The sequence below is a fragment of the Roseivirga misakiensis genome (assembly GCF_001747105.1).
GTDB classification, from domain to species: Bacteria; Bacteroidota; Bacteroidia; order Cytophagales; family Cyclobacteriaceae; genus Roseivirga; species Roseivirga misakiensis.
In genome coordinates this window covers 286,015-305,639 of the sequence record NZ_MDGQ01000004.1, presented here as the reverse complement: position 1 = coordinate 305,639, position 19,625 = coordinate 286,015, and the positions used below count along the sequence as shown (strand labels likewise).

Sequence of the window (19,625 nt, the reverse complement as noted above, 5' to 3'; positions counted from 1 at the left end):
ATCGGTTTGAAAATTTTCGATTTAGATAAATTAATAGACTCGCTAACTGGCTATCTTGAAACCAAGGTTGAGTTAATAATACATGATGCAAAAGAGGAGCTAAGTGGTTTAATCGCAAAGTTCCTTGTTTTTGCTATGCTCACCCTTTTTGGATTATTGGCGATTTTATTTTTGTCAATAGCCTCAGCAGTAGCGATCAATTTATACATAGATAGCAGTTTTCTGGGCTTTGTAATTGTGGGAGGAATCTATCTGGGATTAGCTGGTTTGATCTACGGTAAGCGAGAAGATCTTCTAGAAAAAGTAAAAGATCAGGCAACGAAAGCTGAAAAAGAGGAAAATTAATATGGAAGTAACGAAGAGAGAAAAACTTCAAAAAGCCAACGATAAGTTCAAGAATGCCCTTGAGTCTCAGGTGGAGGATTTGAAACATAATTTTGATAAAGTTGGTAAAACAGCTCTTATTGTAGGTGGAGGACTACTCGGTGCTTATCTCCTTTCCAATGCTATTACTGGCTCAGATAAAAAGAAAAAATCTAAGAAAGAGAAGTCAAAAGCAGATAGTAAACTTAAGAGTGATAACCTCCTTACTTCAACGCTAAAAGAACAAGCATTTGTGTTTTTACTTGGCCTGGCGGCTGAAAGATTGACGGCTTTTTTAAATGAACTAGATCAGGATGAGAAAGAATAAGGTATGGCATTCATTTAATGAGGCGAAAGAAGCTGGGAAGAAATCTTTGGCGGTTCTTTTTGACCCCGATGATACCGACGAAAGAAGCCTTATCGAAAGTTTAAATGTTTGTCTGGAGAATAATGTCGACTACCTTTTTGTCGGTGGAAGCCTAATCACTAGTAATAATTTAAATGAGGTAGTCAGTATGATCAAGTCGTATACTGATATTCCCTGCATCCTTTTTCCGGGCAATGCCATTCAAATAGACGCTTCGGCTGATGCCATTTTATTTCTATCTCTGATTTCTGGTAGAAACCCAGAATTATTGATTGGTCAGCATGTCGTTGCTGCACCAGTTGTTAAACGGAGCAACCTTGAGGTAATTCCTACTGGCTACATGTTGGTGAATTCTGGACGACCTACCAGTGCATCCTACATTAGTAATTCGCAGCCACTACCGAACGATAAACCAAGCTTATCGGCGAGTACTGCTATGGCGGGAGAAATGCTCGGTATGAGAGCTATCTATATGGATGCTGGTAGTGGTGCCGAAGAACCTATCAGTACTAAAGTCATCAAAGCCGTAAGCAAAAGTATAGATGTACCATTGATCATTGGCGGTGGCCTAAACTCTACTTTCAAAGCTAAAAATGCGCTCGACGCGGGTGCTGATATTATTGTTATCGGTAATGGCGCACAAAAAAACCTCAATCTTGTGACTGAGGTTTCTGATTTAGTGAAATTTTATAACGAGGCCTTAAACGTTAATTAAGCTCTCTCTTCTTCTCATTTTACCAGCTGGTATACCAAACATCATTTTGAATCTTCTACAGAAATAAGCTGTATCCTTATAGCCTACTTCTCTACCGATATCGCGGATGCTTTTCTTTGTTGTTCTTAATAAGTCAACGGCAGCTTCCATACGCTGATATTCAATGTAGTCTTGAGGGTTGATGCCTGTCAACATTTTAAAGTATTGACCTACATAATCTTCAGATACATTGGCAACTCTCGCTAGTACTTTGTTCGATAAGTCACCACCGATATTCTTCTTGATGTAGTTGAAAATATCGATTAGTCGAGGGTCTTTGAAATAAGTACTGTTTGTTACTAGTTGCTCAACAAATAGCCTATTGTCTAGAATGTATCTGATTACTTCGACTACTAAATACTCCGTGTTAACCTTAATAATTCTATTCTTACCAGGTTTTACAGAGTTGTCCTCTGCAATGATTAAACGAATCAATTCACTTAATACGCTAGATCCTTTAATGGCAAAAGGTGTAATATTCAGTGAAGAGAAGAAGTTAACCGAATCGAATACTTTAGCTTCAAACATGACTTGGCTAAAACCATCAACATCGAAATCATTGATTTCTGATTCAGTCGCGTTTTGTAAATACTTTTTCTTATTGGTGATGAACTCGTCGTTAGAGATGGCTTGGGCCGTAACCGAGCCAAAAGAAATAGAGAGCGATTTACCACCTGGGATAAAAAGCATGTCACCTTCCGACACCTTTTCTTGGTCTGGGCCGAAGTAAACGTCACCGTTATTGATAAGAATGATTGTGTTTTCTACATCGTAAAAGTTATCAATAGTGACAGACTTGGCTATTTTAATGTTTCTACTCTTTATATAGCGAACGCCAAGGGATTCGATAATTTTATTATAATCTTCCATGCTTGATTAAGAAATTTCTACAAAATATTCCGGAAAGTAATGTACTAAAGTACCTAATGGTATAAGATTAACCAAAAAAAATGACCATTGCCAATAAAATATATGTCAATGGTCAGTTTAATATGATTTTTCTATTTATTTCAGTAATTCTCTGGATATAACAATCTTTTGTATTTCAGAAGTACCTTCATATATCTGAGTGATCTTCGCATCTCTCATGAGACGTTCTACGTGGTACTCTTTTACGAATCCATATCCACCATGAACTTGTACAGCTTCTACAGTGGTTTCCATGGCTACTTTCGAGGCATATAGCTTAGCCATGGCACTTGCTTTACCGAAATCTTTTTTCTGGTCTTTTAAGTAAGCTGCTTTTAGGCAAAGTAAACGAGCTGCCTCAATTTCCGTAGCCATATCGGCTAGTTTAAATTGAATCGCTTGGTGTTGACTAATCGGCTTTCCGAATGCTTTACGTTCCTTAGAATATGCTAGTGCTAATTCATAGGCACCTGAAGCAATCCCCAAAGCTTGAGAAGCAATTCCGATTCTTCCGCCATTAAGCGTAGACATAGCGAATTTGAAACCAAAGCCATCTTCACCGATTCTATTTTCTTTAGGAACTTTTACATCAGTAAACATTAATGAATGAGTGTCTGACCCTCTGATGCCTAGCTTGTCTTCTTTTTTACCAACAACGAAACCATCCATACCACGCTCTACTATTAAGCAGTTGATGCCTCTATGGCCTTTCTCACGATCGGTTTGGGCAATAACTAGGTAAATAGAAGCCGTATTACCATTCGTTATCCAGTTTTTGGTTCCGTTTAGTAGGTAGTGATCGCCTTTATCTTCCGCAGTTGTTTGTTGTGAAGTAGCATCAGAACCCGCTTCGGGCTCAGATAGACAAAAAGCTCCAATTTTCTCACCTGTGGCTAGTGGCCTTAGATATTTTTCTTTTTGCTCCTCTGTTCCAAATTTCTCTATCCCCCAACAAACCAGACTGTTATTTACAGACATACAAACACTGGCAGAAGAATCAATTTTGGAAATTTCTTCCATGGCCAACACATAGGAGACAGTGTCCATTCCACCACCACCATACTTCGGGTCCACCATCATTCCCATGAAACCAAGCTCACCCATTTGTTTGATTTGCTCAGCTGGAAATTTTTGATGTTCATCACGTTCAATTACTCCAGGTAAAAGTTCGGTATTTGCAAACTCCCTGGCCGCATCTCTTACAGCTTTATGCTCTTCTGTCAATTCGAAATTCATTCGGAAAATTTTAGCTAACGATTGTTAGGCAAAGGTAATCATTTCGTGAAAATTTGCTAATCATTTCCTAGGAATGCCATCGCATAATAAAGGAGCATTGCTAACGACCCCAGAGCAGCAACTAAATAGGTACGCGCAGCCGCATTCAGGGCATCAGTGGCCATTTCATGTTCCTTTCCATTTACTATGTTTCGCTGGTCTATCCATGCTAAAGCACGCTTTGTTGCATCGTATTCAACGGGTAGGGTAACAAATGCAAAAATTGTAAATACTGAATAAACACCAACGATCAATACCCCGGCAGTTGCTGGCGGTAAAAAGGATGCGCCCACACCAAATATCATCACAAAGAATAGAATGTTTAAAATTCTACTGCTAAGCGCTTGTAAAGGCACTAATGCCGATCGCATTTTTAGTGGTGCATATGCTGTAGCATGCTGAACTGCATGCCCACATTCGTGAGCAGCAACGGCAGTTGCCATTACTGATCTACCACTATACACATCTGGACTTAAATTGACTGTTTTATCCAACGGGTTGTAGTGGTCTGTAAGTCTTCCTAGTACAGAAACTACTTGTACGTCGTCAATGCCATTGTCTCTCAGCATCAACTCGGCAACTTCTTTTCCCGACAAGCCCATGTGCAGTCCTACTTGCGAATATTTCTTGAATTTTCGTTTTAGGCTGTTTTGAACAGCCCAGCTAATAATCATAATACCGACTACTAGCGCAATAAACATTGGATCCATATTTCTATTTTTTTATTTTTTCTATAATACTTGTTGTGGAATAACCATCTACTAAATCAATGGTATTTACTGTTCCACCATTGGCAATTACGCTTTTTGCGCCAACAATGTTTTCTACATTGTAATCACTACCTTTTACCAAAACATTTGGCAGAAGATACTCTATCAGTTCTTTTGGAGTTTCCTCGTCAAAAACAGCAACGCCATCTACAAAAGCCAGAGCGGCCAACATCCTAGCTCTCGCTTCTTCATTGTTAATAGGTCGGTTTTCACCTTTTAATAGTCTAACTGAATTGTCCGAGTTTAAACCAATTACTAGCTTGTCGCCTTGAGCACTGGCTTTTTCTAAGTAGTCAATGTGTCCTAAGTGTAGAATATCAAAGCAACCGTTGGAGAAGACAACTTTCAGGTTCTGCGACTGCCATTCAATAACCTTTTGTTTCAGGTTCTTTTTACTGAGTACTTTTTGCGCTGTCTGTTCCAATTTGCTTTTTCTTTCTAAAGTTGAGAACTACTAAACTAAGAAAGCCAATTATTATCACGGTCACAAGCTGTGAACCTTGCGATATTACAGCAAAAACGTAACCATCGTCGTAGTTTATGCCAAAAGCGACCAAAATACTGGCAACAAAGGCTTGATAAGCTCCAATTCCGTTATTTACCGGTGTGGCCATGCCAAAACTACCCATTACGAGTACAGCTAATCCAGCCGAAAGTGACATTTCGTCAGTTGGATCGAAACCAAAAGATATGACGTAAAGCATCAAAAAATAGAGGACCCAAATTCCTAAAGTAGCAAGCAAAAAGACTACTGGTTTTTTGACTTTTCTGATGGCTTTTACGCCATTGATCGCTTCTGTTAGAAAGTTAATAACCTTGTCAATCAAGCTGTTTCCACTAGTACCTTGTCTTGATTTTTTAACTAACCAAATCACGAGTACTATTCCAATAACCGCAAAGGCTAAGAGTAGTGGCCAAAGATCGAGTAATACAGGTACCTTCGATTCAACAAAATCAGTAAAAAAAGTCTTTAGCAACTGGTACTTTAAGGAAAGGAGTATTCCTAATAGCAACATTAGCATAAAAAGATCGAGTAGACGATCTGTGATTACGGTGCCAAATGAAAATGATATTGGAATGTTATTTGACCTTTTCAAGATAGCGCACCTTGTCACCTCACCTAAGCGGGGGATTGCCATACTAGAAAGGTAGCCTACCATTACGGCTAGAAAAGATGTGGAAAGCCTGGGCGTGTAGGCTTGTGTTTCGAGTAATAGATTCCAACGATATGCCCTTAGCAAATGACTAATGAGTGAAAGAAAAACACTCAAAATTATCCAACCGTAATTGAAGTCTACAATGGCTTCTTGGGCTTGCTTCCAATCACCATCCTCGGATGTATTATAGATTACGAAGGAAGTTAGGGCGATCGAAAATACTAACTTGAGAAGGTCTTTGACGGGTATTTTCAAGATCGGGCTAAGCTATTTTATTATTACTGTCAGGGAATATTATTCTTGGCTTATGGCTTTTAGCTTCTTCGGCGTCCATAATACCGTAAGATACAATAATAATAACATCGCCTACTTGGACTCGTCTCGCAGCAGGCCCGTTCAGGCATACAGTACCGCTGTTTCTTTCACCTTTAATTACGTAGGTTTCAAAACGTTCACCGTTATTCACATTGACTATCTGCACTTTCTCATTTTCAATGATATTTGCCCCTTCCATCAACGCTTCATCAAGTGTGATACTACCCACATAATGTAGCTCGGCTTGTGTTACCTTGGCCCTGTGAATTTTAGATTTGAAGACTTCTATTTGCATAACTCCTCCTAAAAACGAGCGCAAAGCTAAGAAATTAACATCAGGTTATCTATAAGTCTAACCCTTCCAATTTCAGCTGCTATGCACATCGCTATTTTTTCCTTTTCAACAACGTCATTTACACTTTCAAAATTATCTGTATTGATGACTTCAAAGTATTCGAGTTCTAAACATCGTTGAGTACTGAATAGTTCTTCGATTTTTGCCTTGACTTCTAGAATTGGGGTATGAGATAAAAGCATTTTTTGGGCTTTTAGAAGACTTTTGTAAATAAGACTGGCATCTTCGGTTTGATCTGAATTTAGCCTTAAGTTTCTTGATGACATGGCTAGTCCGTTAGCCTCCCTGACTGTTGGTACCATGTTGAGGGTTATCGGAAAGTTTACCTCATCTATTAGCTTTTTGATGATAAAAAATTGCTGTAGATCTTTTTGTCCGAAAAATGCTTGATCAGGTTGAACGATGTTAAATAGCTTTGAAACGACCACGCCCACACCATCGAAGTGTCCAGGCCTGAATTTGCCCTCCAGTTGATTTGCGATTGATCCAAGTTGAATCTTAATGCTGTTTTCATGCGGGTACATTTCTTCTTTCGACGGCATGAATAAAAAATCGCATGAAACTCCCTCAAGCTTTTCTATGTCGGATGAAGATGTTCTGGGATAGTTTTCTAAATCTTCTGGGTTATTGAATTGGGTCGGGTTTACAAAAATGCTAGCTATCGTAATGTCGCAGTTTTGTTTCGATGACTGGACTAAAGCCAAGTGTCCTTGGTGCAAGGCACCCATAGTTGGTACAAACCCAATGGTTCTTCCTTGAGCCCTGAAAGACTGTACTTTTTCGCGGATTTGAACAATGGTTTGAAAAACTTTCATTTTCTATTTAACCTATATTAACGAGGGGTGATGACAGGCTCATTGCCTTTTTCTGTAAAATTGAAGGTTTTTTGACCCAAATACCGTAATTTTGTGGCTCTTTTTCAAGGAAGAGTTTTCATTAAATTCCCATTTAGTATGTCAAAATTAAGAATTCTGTACGTTGCAAACGAAATTCAACCATTTCTTCAAACTTCTGAAGTTGCAGATTTTGTAAGAAAATTACCTCAAGCTATGCAAGAGAGAGGTATGGAAATTCGAATTCTAGTGCCACGTTTTGGTCTCATCAATGAGCGAAAGAATAGATTGCATGAAGTAGTTAGGCTTTCAGGAATTAATATTTCTGTTGGTGAAGAAGAGAAGCCATTAGTGATTAAGGTCGCTTCAATCCCAAATGCCAAACTTCAAGTATATTTTATTGATAATGAAGACTATTTCCATAGAAAGTCAGTTTTCTTCGATAAAGAAGATAATTTCTATGAAGACAATGATGAGAGGGCAATTTTCTTCTGTAAAGGCGTTCTTGAAACAGTGAAGAAACTTGGCTGGGCGCCAGATATCGTTCACTGTAATGATTGGATGACTAGTTTAATACCATTGTACTTAAAAACTACCTACAAAAACGATCCTATTTTCCAAAATACGAGATCGGTATTCACTATTTATAATAATGCTTTTGCTCACCAGTTTGGAGCAGACTTATTAGATAAAGTGAAGATGATGGATATTGAAGATAGTATGCTCGAAAACCTTAAAAGTGCTGATTTTGCTGGTTTCATTAAGACAGGTGCAGAATACGCTGATGCTGTTATTAGAGCTGAAGAAGAAGCTAGTGATGTGCTAAGCAACCTATTTAGTGAAATTGGACAGGGTAAAACAGTCAGTACCATAGAGAAAGACGATGACTTTTTAGATTCCTACTATAACTTATATAATGAACTTGTTGGCTAAGATTAGAATATACGCGACGCTCATCTTGGGCATTGTTATATTTAATTCTTGTGAGGAGAAAGGTGAATTTGGATTGGGCTCTGATGATGTAGCGCCAATTGAATTTGACGTTGAGGAAATTTCATTAGGTACCTCTTTGGTGTGGCTCGACTCCATTCCTTCCTCTAGTACCGGAAGGTTGATGGTCGGAGAGCACGTTGGTTCAGAATTCGGAACAATGCAGGCTAAGGCTTTCATCGCATTAGATTTGAATGAATCAACTCATCCTACACTTGAAGAATCTGTTTTGGATTCTACTCGAATAAATTTCCGAGTGAGTTATTTGTATGATACCGCGAGTAATCGTGAACTGAGTCTAAGAGCCTACCAAATTGGAGAAGAGTTCAAGGATACCACTTACATTACCCGAAACGAATTAGCTCAAACTAATATGTTACTTGCTTCAGGGGATGTCATGATAGATAAATTTGATTCCACTTACTCAATAGGCGTTGATGAAACTTGGTCTACCCAGATTTTCGAAGGTATTCGAAATGGTGACGTTACCTTCGATACGCAAGATGCCTTCGATGATTTCTTTCCTGGCTTTGTATTGAGGCATGAAGGGGCTTCGAATAACATTTTTGGGTTGAGTATAGGGGCTACTTTTGAGATGGTATTCTATTATTCAGATCCAGTGGGTGATGGTAGTGGGGACGTAGTCAATAAGACAATTACGATGAACTCTACTGGTATGCCTAATTTTCACAACTTCACTATCGACAGATCAGCAACGGACTTTTCTGTGGTACAGGAGACAAATGTTGTCTATGGAGGCCTATCAAGACTTACCGTCCAATCAGGAGCAGGTGTAGTAACTCGTCTAGATTTATCTGACTTTCAGAGATTCAATTCAGAAAATGACGGTGTTATCGTCAACCTTTCTGAGATTAAAGTTGGACCAATTGGAGACTTGCCAGAAGGTGTTTTTCCGCCTCCTGTATTGTTTATGGCATTAACAGATGAAAGAAACTCTATCATACCAGATGGTTCGGGCTTTAGGTCTATTCAAAGGGATGGAGCTAATGTTTTATCGGATGATGCACCTGTTCAGTTAATCTATAATACTGACGATAGAACATACACAGCATCTTTGACCACCTATACTCAGGCTTATTTGAGTGACATTTTTAGGAGAAACGAAGTGTTTCTTTACCCAACTAATATGAGCCTTTCGGTTAATGGTTTGACTGTTGCTGTTGAAGATGTTCAATTAAAGATTTTCTTTTCCCAATTGAGGTAGACAGCCTTATAATTATTACTTTTCAGAAAACTTACGTGTATGTGTGGTATTGTTGGTTACATAGGTAAAAAAGAAGCTTATCCTATCATCGTGAAGGGTCTTCAAAGACTTGAGTACCGAGGTTATGATAGCGCGGGTGTAGCACTTTTGAATGACAACAAGTTAAACGTCTATAAGAAGAAAGGTAAGGTGGCCGACCTACACGATTTTGCCAAAGAACATGATCTTAAATCTACAATAGGTATTGGGCATACGAGGTGGGCCACTCATGGTGAACCAAACGATGTTAATGCTCATCCACACGTTTCGAATGGTGGTAAATTAGCAATGATTCACAACGGAATTATTGAGAATTATGCATCTATTAAAACAGACCTAACCTCCAAGGGATATACTTTCCAAAGTGAAACTGATTCAGAGGTTTTCATAAATTTTGTAGAAGATATTTACCTCAATACGAAGGTTCCCTTGGCAGAGGCAGTGCGACTCGCGCTTAACAAAGTTGTTGGTGCATACGCAATTGCTATTATGTCCCTAGAAGATCCAAATTTGTTAATTGCTGCTCGAAAAGGAAGCCCTTTAGTAGTCGGTCTAGGTAAAGATGAATTCTTCTTGGCATCTGATGCTACACCTATTATTGAGTATACAAACGAGGTTGTTTATCTAGACGACCAAGAGATAGCAATCATAAAAGATGGTGGTTTGACCATAAAGAATATCGAGGACGTAGAGATGAAACCTTACGTTCAAACTGTTGATATTGAATTGGAGGCGATTGAAAAAGGTGGATATGATCATTTTATGATCAAGGAAATATTTGAACAGCCTAAATCAGTGGCAGATTGCCTAAGAGGGAGGTTGAATGCTAAAAATGGTCACCTTCATTTGGGTGGAATCCATGATTATGCCAATAAAATAGTTAATGCGGATAGAATAGTCATCCTCGCTTGTGGTACATCATGGCACGCCGGTTTAGTCGCTGAATATATTTTTGAAGAGTTTTGTCGAATTTCTGTAGAAGTAGAATATGCTTCTGAGTTCAGATATCGAAATCCTATTATTGGAGAAAATGATGTCGTTATCGCGATCTCTCAGTCTGGAGAAACAGCTGACACACTTGCTGCCATTGATCTTGCTAAATCAAAGGGCGCTACCATATTTGGTGTTTGCAACGTGGTCGGTTCTTCTATTCCAAGGGTTACTCATGCTGGATCATATACCCATGCAGGACCTGAAATTGGTGTAGCAAGTACAAAAGCTTTCACTGCTCAGATTTCTGTTTTAACAATGATGGCGCTGATGATTGCTCAGAAAAAAGGTACTCTTTCAGAAAGTGCGTACAGGAGCTTATTAGTAGAATTAGAGACGATACCTGAAAAAATTGCAAAGTGCTTAGACCTGAACCCTCAGATTGAAATCATCTCCGCAAAATTCAAAGATGCCGCCAACTTCCTTTACTTAGGAAGAGGTTATAATTTCCCGGTAGCCTTAGAGGGAGCTCTCAAACTTAAAGAAATTTCTTATATCCACGCAGAAGGCTATCCTGCGGCTGAAATGAAACATGGGCCAATTGCCTTAATTGATGAAAATATGCCAGTTGTCTTCATTGGCACAAAAGATTCATCATACGAAAAGATAGTTTCGAATATACAAGAGGTTAAAGCACGTAAGGGTGAGGTAATTGCAATTGTGACAGAGGGAGATACTGATATAGCAGAGATTGCTGATCATATCATCGAAGTTCCCCATACTCATGAGGCCTTGATGCCTTTAGTGTCAGTGATACCACTGCAATTGCTATCATATCACATTGCTGTCATGAGGGGTTGTAATGTTGATCAACCAAGAAACTTAGCTAAATCAGTTACTGTTGAGTAATAAAAAAGGGAGCTGAAAGCTCCCTTTTTTATTATAGTTTTAGGTAAGCCTGCTTTAAAGCGGGACAGATTTTGTATCGTTCGTCTTTGGTGTCGTCATAGATTGCCTCTAACAATTCGTATACGTTCTTGATGCCAATTTTTAGACTCCACTCGAATGGACCATAAGGGTAATTGGTTCCTAATTTCATTCCTTGATCTATATCTTCAGGGCTAGCTGTCCCTTCCTGAACCGTATAAAATGCTTCATTAATAATCATGCATATGATTCTAGGAGTAATCATGCCTACTCTATCTTTCACAATCTGGAAATCTGTTTTCAAAGACGCACAAATTGCGGTCAACTCGTCTTTATATTGGTCGTTTAGAAGTGAAACCTCAAGTAAAGACCTATCGGTAAATGTAGGAAGTCCATTGAACCCAAATATCTTAATATCGAATTCATGGTTTTGAAAGTAGGACAACTCTAGGAGAGAAATCTTTGGTATGTTAATAAAGAGTCTGACACCTTCTAAACCAATATAGTTGTTGAAAAGCTCAGGATCGTCTCCAATAAAGAAATCAAAGACTAGATCAAAAGAAGCGAACGTTGATTGGAATTGGTACCGCTTATCGAGCGTCAGGTCATGATCAATACCAAACTTATTTTCAAATTCTTCGAAATCTCTTTCTGTACCGACAACCAGAATCTTCATAAATCACTAATTTGAGACAAAAGTATGGATTCTATTAAACAATTAAACTATGACAAAGACCATTGTTACAAGTGATCAGGCACCGGCGCCCATTGGACCTTATAGTCAAGCTGTTAAAGCGGGGAATACGCTATATGTTTCAGGTCAAATCCCATTTGATCAGCTCACTGGAGAAATGATCAATGAGAACATAACAGAGGAAACCCATCAAGTAATGAAGAACTTGGAAGCTGTATTAAGTGAGGCTGGAATGGGTTTTAAAAACGTTGTAAAATGTTCGATTTTCATCAAGGATATGAACCAGTTTGGTACAATAAACGAAGCTTATGGTATGTATTTTAAAGAGAATCCACCAGCACGAGAAACAGTAGAAGTAGCTCGGTTGCCAAAAGATGTAAATGTAGAGATTTCTTGTATTGCAGTTGACCTATAATCATCGGTCATTCTTCAAGTATTCATATATTTGCGGCCTAATTTATTGATATGAGCGTTCGCGTACGATTTGCCCCTAGTCCCACAGGTGCCCTACATATTGGCGGTGTTAGAACTGCACTTTACAATTACCTATTTGCCAAGAAAAATAATGGCACTTTTATTCTCAGAATAGAAGATACGGATCAGAATAGGTTTGTAAAAGGTGCTGAGGAATATATAGAAAAGGCACTAGAATGGGCAGGAGTTTCTCCGGACGAAGGCGTGAACGCCGGAGGTGAGTTCGGGCCTTACCGACAATCTGAGCGTAAAGATATTTATAAACAGTATGCCGACCAGTTACTAGCCGAAGGTAAGGCATATTATGCCTTTGATACCGCCGAAGAGTTAGAAGAAATGAGGGAACGGCTAAAAGAAGCAAGAGTGGCCAACCCTCAATACAACGCCATTACAAGAATGCAAATGGTTAATTCTTTAACACTTTCGGAAGAGGAAGTAAAACAAAGAATTGAACGGGGAGATGCTTATGTAATCCGAATTAAACTTCCGCGTAATGAAGATGTTCGATTCAAGGATTTAGTCAGGGACTGGGTAGTTGTGAATACCGCTACTATGGACGATAAAGTTCTTTTGAAGTCTGATGGCATGCCAACTTATCACTTAGCTAATATTGTAGATGATCACTTGATGCACATCTCTCATGTTATTCGTGGCGAAGAATGGTTACCCTCAGCGCCATTGCATGTTCTTCTTTATGAGTATTTGGGGTGGGAAAAGCCTGAATTTGCCCATTTACCATTATTATTGAAGCCAGATGGAAATGGAAAACTAAGCAAGCGTGCGGCTGACAAATTGGGCTTCCCAATATTTCCATTAAACTGGACCGATCCTGAGTCGGGAGAACTATCGAAAGGTTTCAAAGAACAGGGATACCTATCAGATGCATTTATCAATTTCTTGGCTTTCCTCGGCTGGAACCCAGGAGGAGAAGATGAGATTTTCTCTTTGACAGAATTGATCGACGCCTTCACAATCGAAAGAATAAATAAAGCTGGTGCACGCTTTGATATCGATAAGGCAAAATGGTTCAATGAACAATATCTAAGGGCAAGGTCTGATGATGAATTGGCCGATGTATATTCAAACCTTTTTGATGAGCCTATTGAAAGAAGTAAATCTTTAGCCATCGTGGCTGCGTTAAAGGAAAGGGTGACATTCATCCAAGAAATGAAAGTAGCCGGTAGTTTCTTTTTTGAGTCTCCTTCGGTTTATGATGAAAAAACTACTCGAAAAAAGTGGAATGACTTAGCAGTTAAAAAGTTGCAGGGATTTTCTGCTGAACTGTCTAACTTCGATCACGTGTCTAAGGAAGATGTAAGAGAACTCTTTATGTCTTTTTTAGCAAAAGATGATACACCTTTAGGAAGAGTGATGCCTGCTTTGAGGCTCGCACTTACAGGTCAAGCTGGTGGACCTGATTTAATGGCAATTATGTCAATTTTAGGTCCAAAAGAAGTCATCAGTCGTATAGATAAGGCAATTGAAACTTTAGCGTAAATAATTATGGCAAAGAAGAAAAAGAATCAAGAAGAGAAAGCCAAAGTTGCAGAAGAGCTCGATGGTTTGAGCGTCAACATCGATCGTTTTGGTGAAATCCAAAATTCGTTATCCATTGATAAAATAAACGAATTTTTAAACAAGAACGTAGACGATAAGAAACTAAGAGATCGCGATGATCTCAAAGATTCTACTTCGAACGAAGAGGAGGAGTAAGATCTAGCCAGTAATTAGTTCAACTCCCGAACATAAAGTTCACCCGCTGTCACCGCGTGAACGGCCAATTTTTTATCGCCGACGTTGATAATCACTGCATCTTTAATGTTACCTGATGCTCTGTAGTTAGATTCTCTTTCCACCATAAAAGCATTGCTAGAGTTACTGTAGCTCAATTCAAAACCATGACTGGCATCGTATTGCCCCACAATTACCTCAGTCGCATAGTCATTTCCACTTAAGTAGTATTTACCATCGCTTTTTTGAATTGACTGAAGTGGTGCTACTTGTACATCCTTTGGTAATACTTCGGCGTTAAAACTGTCACCAGAATTTAGGAATAATGTATGCTTAAAGGTATTAGCTCGTAAAACAAAAGCGTCTTCCCTTAACTCTTTGGATATAATATCTTCGAATGTAGCCTTAGCAAATGGCTCGTGTTTTATGAATCTTTTCTTAAAACCGATGACTTGGCTTTCGAGGGTGCTTTTTGAGTGCAATATATGCTCTTGCCCCCCAATAAAACAGCTCATGATAGGGTCTATCATTCCATTTTTATCATAGTCTTTCGCAAAAACGGTTAAAGGTTCTTCTGGCGATATTTGATATTTTGTGTTCTCCCCCAAGTTACCAGCAATGATATCTGGTTTCCCATCATTATTTACGTCGTCGATCATTAATGTATTCCACCAACCAGTATGCTTTGATAAGCCTAAAGAAGCCGTTTGATTCTCGAATTTACCATTGACATTTTTGAAAACAGTAATAGGCATAAATTCTCCGGCTATGATAAGCTCTGCTACATTATCATTATCTAAATCTGCCCAAGCGGAAGTGGTAATCATACCTACATTTACCAGATCAGAACTTAAATTCGACGTGACATCGGTAAAATTACCTTCATCATTTCTGAGTAGATAAGAAGTACCAGGCATAGGATACTTTTTGGGAGAAAGTCGTCCACCGACAAAAATGTCTAAATCACCGTCGTTGTCGAAGTCGTTTACGGCTACTGAACCAGTGCTGGTCAACATAATTGGCAATGAAGCTTCACTTCGCAGGAAATTTCCTTTACCGTCATTTAGGTAAAGCCTGTCTTGATATCTAGGGTCATTTTCATCAAATTCATTGCTGCCTGACGCCACATATAAGTCAATGTCTCCATCTGAATCGACGTCAAAAAACACAGCGTCAGTATCTTCAAACTGCTCAGAGTCAGCTAAGATCCTTTTATCGAAAGTTCCATTGTTGTTTTGAGTGAGTAGGTGGCTAGGGTAGCCTGCTGATCCGCCAACGAAAAGATCATCCTTTCCGTCACCATTTACATCACCTTTTGTGATTGTAGGACCTGCTTGTGATAACCGATGAGGTAGCAGTGGTTCATAGTAGAAATCTACATAATCGTTTTCTTCCGCAAAATGGTCTAGGTCGAATTTAGAGGCAGAATTACCATCTGTAAGAACAACTGTTTCATCTATCTTAGATTCGTCAACCGCATTTTTGATATCTAATACTAAAGTAGTATTAAGGTCACTTTCTACGGTTTCAACTTGGCCTGAAGGCCAAATAACTTTGACTTCTGCTTTCGCTGAGTTGTTACCAAAACCAAAATATATCTCCGAAGATACATTTGATAAATAACCTCTGGTCTTAGTTTGATAGTGTACCTGTTTAAGACCTTCTTGATTCACCAAGATTTTCGCACCAAGACCTATTGGATTTTTTTTGGTACCGTGCAATTGGATTTTTAGGTAATTTGCTGGACTCTCTTCTTCATTCAAAGTATTCTCGTAGACATGGGCAAAATCATCAATATTTGAAATTACAATATCTAGGTCTCCGTCCTTGTCCAGATCAGCATAGGCCATCCCATTCGACCATGTAGGCGCAGATAAGCCCCATTTCTTTGTTACATCAGAAAATGTAAGGTCATGGTTATAAGTGTAGGCGTAATTTGAGAGCTTTACATCGTTAGTACTTTTAATAATGTCTAATGCGATTTGATCCGAGTTTTTACCGGCTTCCTTCGCGACTCTGATCTGTTCACCTATATAATTTCTAAAATCCCAATCACTTACATTTCTTCTGAAGCCGTTTGTTATATAAAGGTCTTTACTTCCGTTCGCATCGAGATCAACGAACATAGGAGCCCAACTCCAATCTGTTTGGTGAACACCAGCCAATTGGCCAATTTCTGAAAAACCTCTTTCTCCTTGATTCAGCTGAAGGCTATTTCTCATGTATTGTGGGGTATACCCTTCTTTTATCGACAAATTGAAAAAATCAAATTGCATAGGGCCAAGTATTTTCTTCTGCCGATAATTATCTTCAGGCATCATATCCACTTGCACTACATCGGGTAAAAGGTCATTATTGAAATCTTGAAAGTCTACCCCCATTCCAAAGACACTTGTATGATTTAAGTATTCTTTTGACATATCTGTAAATGTTCCATCTTGGTTATTGATGTATAGAATGTCGTCGAATAAGAAATCATTACTAACATAAATGTCGGGGTAGTTATCATTATTTATGTCGTTTATTGCCACACCAAGGCCATATCCTTCTACAAGAATACCAGATTCTGTCGCCACATTTGTGAAGGTATTATCTCCATTGTTTCTGTATAGTTTGTCGTTAGACAAGGCTGTTCCGTCTGAAATTTTCTTATTGACCAATGTAAGGTCAGTACCTTCATTATTTCCGTAAGTAAGCAGATACATGTCTAGGTCGCCATCTAGGTCGTAATCGAAAAATACCGAGTGAGTAGAATGTCCATCATCGTTCAAGCCATATAAACGCGCACTTTCTTTAAATGTATTGTCGCCATTATTAATGAAAAGAAGGTTTTCGCGTTTGTCTTCATGAGGTCCAGAAACTGCCACGTAAATGTCATTGAAACCGTCTGCGTTTATATCAACAACTGATACTCCATTACACCAAAGCCCCTCAGTAGATACTCCAGAAGAAGATGTAATATCTTCAAATTCCAGTTCTCCTTTATTTAAATAGAGTTTACTGCCAACTATATTTCCTGTAAAAAAAAGGTCTTCTAGTCCATCATTATTAATATCACCTACTGCGACACCACCACCATTGTAGATTGCTGTAAATTTCAGGTAGTTTATCTTTTCACTTTCCTTCATTTCGTTATTAAACGTAATTCCAGATTTTGAAGGGGGGACTAGTTTAAAGAGCGTTTCTTCCCCGCCACCACAAGAAGTGATCATGAGGATAAATCCCAAAAATAAAAGTATTGCTGAATTAGTTTTATTCATGCTCATGTTGACTTACCATATTAGCATCCATAGCGAAGTTAATCTTTGGCACAGTTCTTTTTTCAATAGTTGAACCTGATTCCATGATTTTCACGTGTGTATTTATTTCAATTTTATTGAAAGTTTGTGTTTTACCTGTTGATGGCCAGGTCACCTCAATAAGGTCGATCTGGTTTGCATTACCAAGGCCAATTTCTAGGTCGTAACTATTGCCACCAAAGCTGGCACCACTAGAAACTGTTCTGTAAATGTGTTGCTGATTGGAAGTTACAATGTGAACCTTAGCACCAATCGCCTTCTTATTTGACGTTTCTCCGACAAGTTGAATGTTAATCCAGTTATTCTCACTCATCGGATTTACCAAGAGCAGGTTCTGATATACATCGCCTTCATGGGCACCCCCCATAGTAATATATATGTCTTGATCGCCGTCGTTATCCATATCAGCCCAGCTAATACCATGTCCTTTTTGAATGTTTGAAAAGCCACCTTGAAACGTTACTTCTTCAAAGTATTTACCATCAATATTTTTGAACATTCTATTTGGGATAATGCTCTCAAAACTTGGGTCTCCAGTACCGAAGTAGATATCTAAAAAGCCATCGTTATCTAAGTCACCATAATTAAAGCCCATGCCGTAAATGGAGTGATTCATTTTTGCCTCTTTTGTAACATCAGTAAAAGAGCCGTCGCCATTATTCCTGTAAAGTTTGGGCAAAGCAGCCGATGGTCTATTGCCGAGTAACTCGTAAGCTGTTTCATAAGAAAGCGTATTGTTACTAGTGCTATAGCCACATATGAATAAATCCTCGAAGCCGTCATTATTATAATCGAAGGAGCCGACAGGGAAGCTCACAAATGGTTCAGGCGCATTGTAGGCGATCGTTTCATCTTTAAATTTCAAGTCACCCTGATTGATCAGTAACTTATTTTGACCACCCATAATTGAAACATACAGGTCCATAAGATTATCGTTGTTGGCGTCTATGGCAGTTGCTCCTTTGATTAAGCTTGTAAACCTGAGCCCGATAGAAGAGGCAATGTTGGCGAATGTTCCATCTTTCTTGTTTAAGTAGAATTCGGCCTCGTGAATTTTAAATTTACTGTCTCGAGTTAAATTCCTCCTATCGACATTCGTCTCGTTTCCAATGAATACATCGACCCAGCCGTCGTTATTAAAGTCGGCCCAAACAGAGGTTTGAGTTGGGTTAAAGGACAAAATTCCAGCTTCTTTAGTAACATCCGTAAAAGTATTGTCACCGTTGTTTCTTAGCAGAGAGTTTGGGTGTTTACCCCATTCTCCGAACCAACCTCCGCGCATTACAAAAATATCTACAAACCCGTCGTTGTTATAGTCAGTCTGAACGCAATTTAGACCGCCAACTAATCCATCTAAGCCTGCGGTGCTTGTCATATCGTCAAAGCCCCCTTTACCATTGTTAACGTAATATCTCATTTGGTCACTTTCAGTAAAACCACTAGATGTTACTAGAACATCCAAAAGGCCATCATTATTGAAGTCTTCTGTAATAGATCCTCCTGCTAAACCTCTGGTTGCTACACCTAAATTGGGTGCCATATCCGTAAACCTCGGTATATCCAAGTCATTTTGAGCACTGAAAGATTCTATTGGAATAAGATGTTCGGTAGGCACATCATCAGGGTAGCGTCCTAGGGTTTGATAAGATATATTTAAAAGCCACCTTAGTTCTAAGTCATTTGGTGACTTTTTTAGCATGTCTTCCAATACCTCAATGGCCTTTTCCGAGCCCTGCGTTTTGGTATGGATGCCATCGGCTTGGATAGGTAAAATACACGAGGCCGAACTGTGATTGATGATACAATTTTCTTGTTCGCCTAGTCTGATGTATGACACGGCCAAAAGTCTATTAAAGAAGGATTCATCTTGAGCGCTTAGGGTTTTATTCTTCGCCGCTAACTCTTTTTTGAAATCCTCTATTCCAAGTATGGCTTTTTCAGTATTACCGCTGTTGAGCGTCTCTCTAAAGTACCAATAGGTGAGAAGCATATAGTCAGAGGAGGCAGGGCCCTTTGCTTTTCTCATAGAATCATAAGCATTGGCTCTTTTGGTATTGTAATAGTATTGAAGATCAAGAGGATTTACTTTCCCGTGTTGTTCATCGAGGAGGTCGATCATGTATTGATTCTCACTAGCCTCTTTTTTGACAGCTTCTGATCCACAAGAATAAGCCAGTAATAATGTGGCTAAAATCAAAATAAAAAACCTTCCCCTCAT

At 38.9% G+C, this 19,625-nt stretch carries 19 protein-coding genes; 9 read left to right on the top strand and 10 right to left on the bottom strand.

Going from position 1 to position 19,625, the window contains the following annotated elements; genetic code table 11:
- Positions 1-6 precede the first annotated feature (6 nt).
- The 3 genes from BFP71_RS07360 to BFP71_RS07350 are packed head-to-tail and all read left to right on the top strand — an operon-like array spanning position 7 to position 1,445.
- Positions 7-345, top strand: coding sequence for a phage holin family protein (locus BFP71_RS07360; RefSeq protein WP_069834840.1), 339 nt, complete (start codon positions 7-9; stop codon positions 343-345).
- 1 nt (position 346) lies between these two features.
- Positions 347-691, top strand: a complete 345-nt coding sequence (locus BFP71_RS07355) for a hypothetical protein (protein WP_069834839.1) — start codon at positions 347-349, stop codon at positions 689-691.
- Positions 678-1,445, top strand: a complete 768-nt coding sequence (locus BFP71_RS07350) for a geranylgeranylglyceryl/heptaprenylglyceryl phosphate synthase (protein ID WP_069834838.1) — start codon at positions 678-680, stop codon at positions 1,443-1,445. The genes BFP71_RS07355 and BFP71_RS07350 overlap by 14 nt, the downstream gene beginning before the upstream one ends.
- On the opposite strand, the gene BFP71_RS07345 is transcribed toward BFP71_RS07350, so the two are convergent.
- From BFP71_RS07345 to panC, 7 genes are all read right to left on the bottom strand, one after another.
- Complete coding sequence (locus BFP71_RS07345) at positions 1,431-2,354, bottom strand: helix-turn-helix domain-containing protein (protein WP_069834837.1); 924 nt, start codon at positions 2,352-2,354, stop codon at positions 1,431-1,433. The two genes, BFP71_RS07350 and BFP71_RS07345, sit on opposite strands and share 15 nt — an antisense overlap.
- A 135-nt stretch (positions 2,355-2,489) precedes the next feature.
- Complete coding sequence (locus tag BFP71_RS07340; protein WP_069834836.1) at positions 2,490-3,629, bottom strand: acyl-CoA dehydrogenase; 1,140 nt, start codon at positions 3,627-3,629, stop codon at positions 2,490-2,492.
- A gap of 56 nt (positions 3,630-3,685) precedes the next feature.
- On the bottom strand, positions 3,686-4,369 hold the full coding sequence (locus BFP71_RS07335; protein WP_069834903.1) for a zinc metallopeptidase: 684 nt from the start codon (positions 4,367-4,369) through the stop codon (positions 3,686-3,688).
- Positions 4,370-4,382: 13 nt separating this feature from the next.
- Positions 4,383-4,862: a D-glycero-beta-D-manno-heptose 1-phosphate adenylyltransferase gene (gene rfaE2 / locus BFP71_RS07330; protein ID WP_069834835.1), complete on the bottom strand. Its 480-nt coding sequence runs from the start codon at positions 4,860-4,862 to the stop codon at positions 4,383-4,385.
- Positions 4,831-5,850, bottom strand: a complete 1,020-nt coding sequence (locus BFP71_RS07325) for a lysylphosphatidylglycerol synthase transmembrane domain-containing protein (RefSeq protein ID WP_069834834.1) — start codon at positions 5,848-5,850, stop codon at positions 4,831-4,833. Before BFP71_RS07325 ends, rfaE2 begins: the two co-directional genes overlap by 32 nt.
- Before the next feature lie 7 nt (positions 5,851-5,857).
- Positions 5,858-6,205: an aspartate 1-decarboxylase gene (gene panD / locus BFP71_RS07320; protein ID WP_069834833.1), complete on the bottom strand. Its 348-nt coding sequence runs from the start codon at positions 6,203-6,205 to the stop codon at positions 5,858-5,860.
- Positions 6,206-6,231: 26 nt separating this feature from the next.
- The gene (gene panC / locus BFP71_RS07315; protein ID WP_069834832.1) at positions 6,232-7,080 is read right to left on the bottom strand and encodes a pantoate--beta-alanine ligase; all 849 of its coding nucleotides are present in this window, start codon (positions 7,078-7,080) and stop codon (positions 6,232-6,234) included.
- A 138-nt stretch (positions 7,081-7,218) separates the two neighbouring features.
- Between panC and BFP71_RS07310 the strand changes: the two genes are divergently transcribed.
- The 3 genes from BFP71_RS07310 to glmS are packed head-to-tail and all read left to right on the top strand — an operon-like array spanning position 7,219 to position 11,191.
- Complete coding sequence (locus BFP71_RS07310; RefSeq protein ID WP_069834831.1) at positions 7,219-8,031, top strand: glycogen/starch synthase; 813 nt, start codon at positions 7,219-7,221, stop codon at positions 8,029-8,031.
- Positions 8,024-9,313, top strand: a complete 1,290-nt coding sequence (locus BFP71_RS07305) for a DUF4270 family protein (RefSeq protein WP_176723334.1) — start codon at positions 8,024-8,026, stop codon at positions 9,311-9,313. Before BFP71_RS07310 ends, BFP71_RS07305 begins: the two co-directional genes overlap by 8 nt.
- Positions 9,314-9,352: 39 nt before the next feature.
- Positions 9,353-11,191: a glutamine--fructose-6-phosphate transaminase (isomerizing) gene (gene glmS, locus BFP71_RS07300; RefSeq protein WP_069834829.1), complete on the top strand. Its 1,839-nt coding sequence runs from the start codon at positions 9,353-9,355 to the stop codon at positions 11,189-11,191.
- Between the two features lie 31 nt (positions 11,192-11,222).
- Here glmS and BFP71_RS07295 read toward each other — a convergent pair whose 3' ends face one another.
- Complete coding sequence (locus tag BFP71_RS07295) at positions 11,223-11,885, bottom strand: 3-hydroxyacyl-CoA dehydrogenase family protein (protein WP_069834828.1); 663 nt, start codon at positions 11,883-11,885, stop codon at positions 11,223-11,225.
- A gap of 49 nt (positions 11,886-11,934) precedes the next feature.
- Between BFP71_RS07295 and BFP71_RS07290 the strand changes: the two genes are divergently transcribed.
- Genes BFP71_RS07290 through BFP71_RS07280 form a run of 3 tightly spaced genes read left to right on the top strand, consistent with a single transcriptional unit; the run spans position 11,935 to position 14,090 of the window.
- Complete coding sequence (locus BFP71_RS07290; protein ID WP_069834827.1) at positions 11,935-12,318, top strand: RidA family protein; 384 nt, start codon at positions 11,935-11,937, stop codon at positions 12,316-12,318.
- A gap of 44 nt (positions 12,319-12,362) precedes the next feature.
- On the top strand, positions 12,363-13,874 hold the full coding sequence (gene gltX, locus BFP71_RS07285) for a glutamate--tRNA ligase (RefSeq protein ID WP_069834826.1): 1,512 nt from the start codon (positions 12,363-12,365) through the stop codon (positions 13,872-13,874).
- Between the two features lie 6 nt (positions 13,875-13,880).
- Entirely contained in the window at positions 13,881-14,090 is a 210-nt protein-coding gene (locus BFP71_RS07280; protein ID WP_069834825.1) for a hypothetical protein, read from the top strand.
- A 14-nt stretch (positions 14,091-14,104) separates the two neighbouring features.
- Here BFP71_RS07280 and BFP71_RS07275 read toward each other — a convergent pair whose 3' ends face one another.
- Positions 14,105-17,368, bottom strand: coding sequence for a VCBS repeat-containing protein (locus BFP71_RS07275; protein ID WP_176723333.1), 3,264 nt, complete (start codon positions 17,366-17,368; stop codon positions 14,105-14,107).
- Positions 17,361-19,625 (bottom strand): CRTAC1 family protein, encoded by a 2,265-nt coding sequence (locus tag BFP71_RS07270; protein WP_069834824.1) that lies wholly within the window; start codon positions 19,623-19,625, stop codon positions 17,361-17,363. Before BFP71_RS07270 ends, BFP71_RS07275 begins: the two co-directional genes overlap by 8 nt.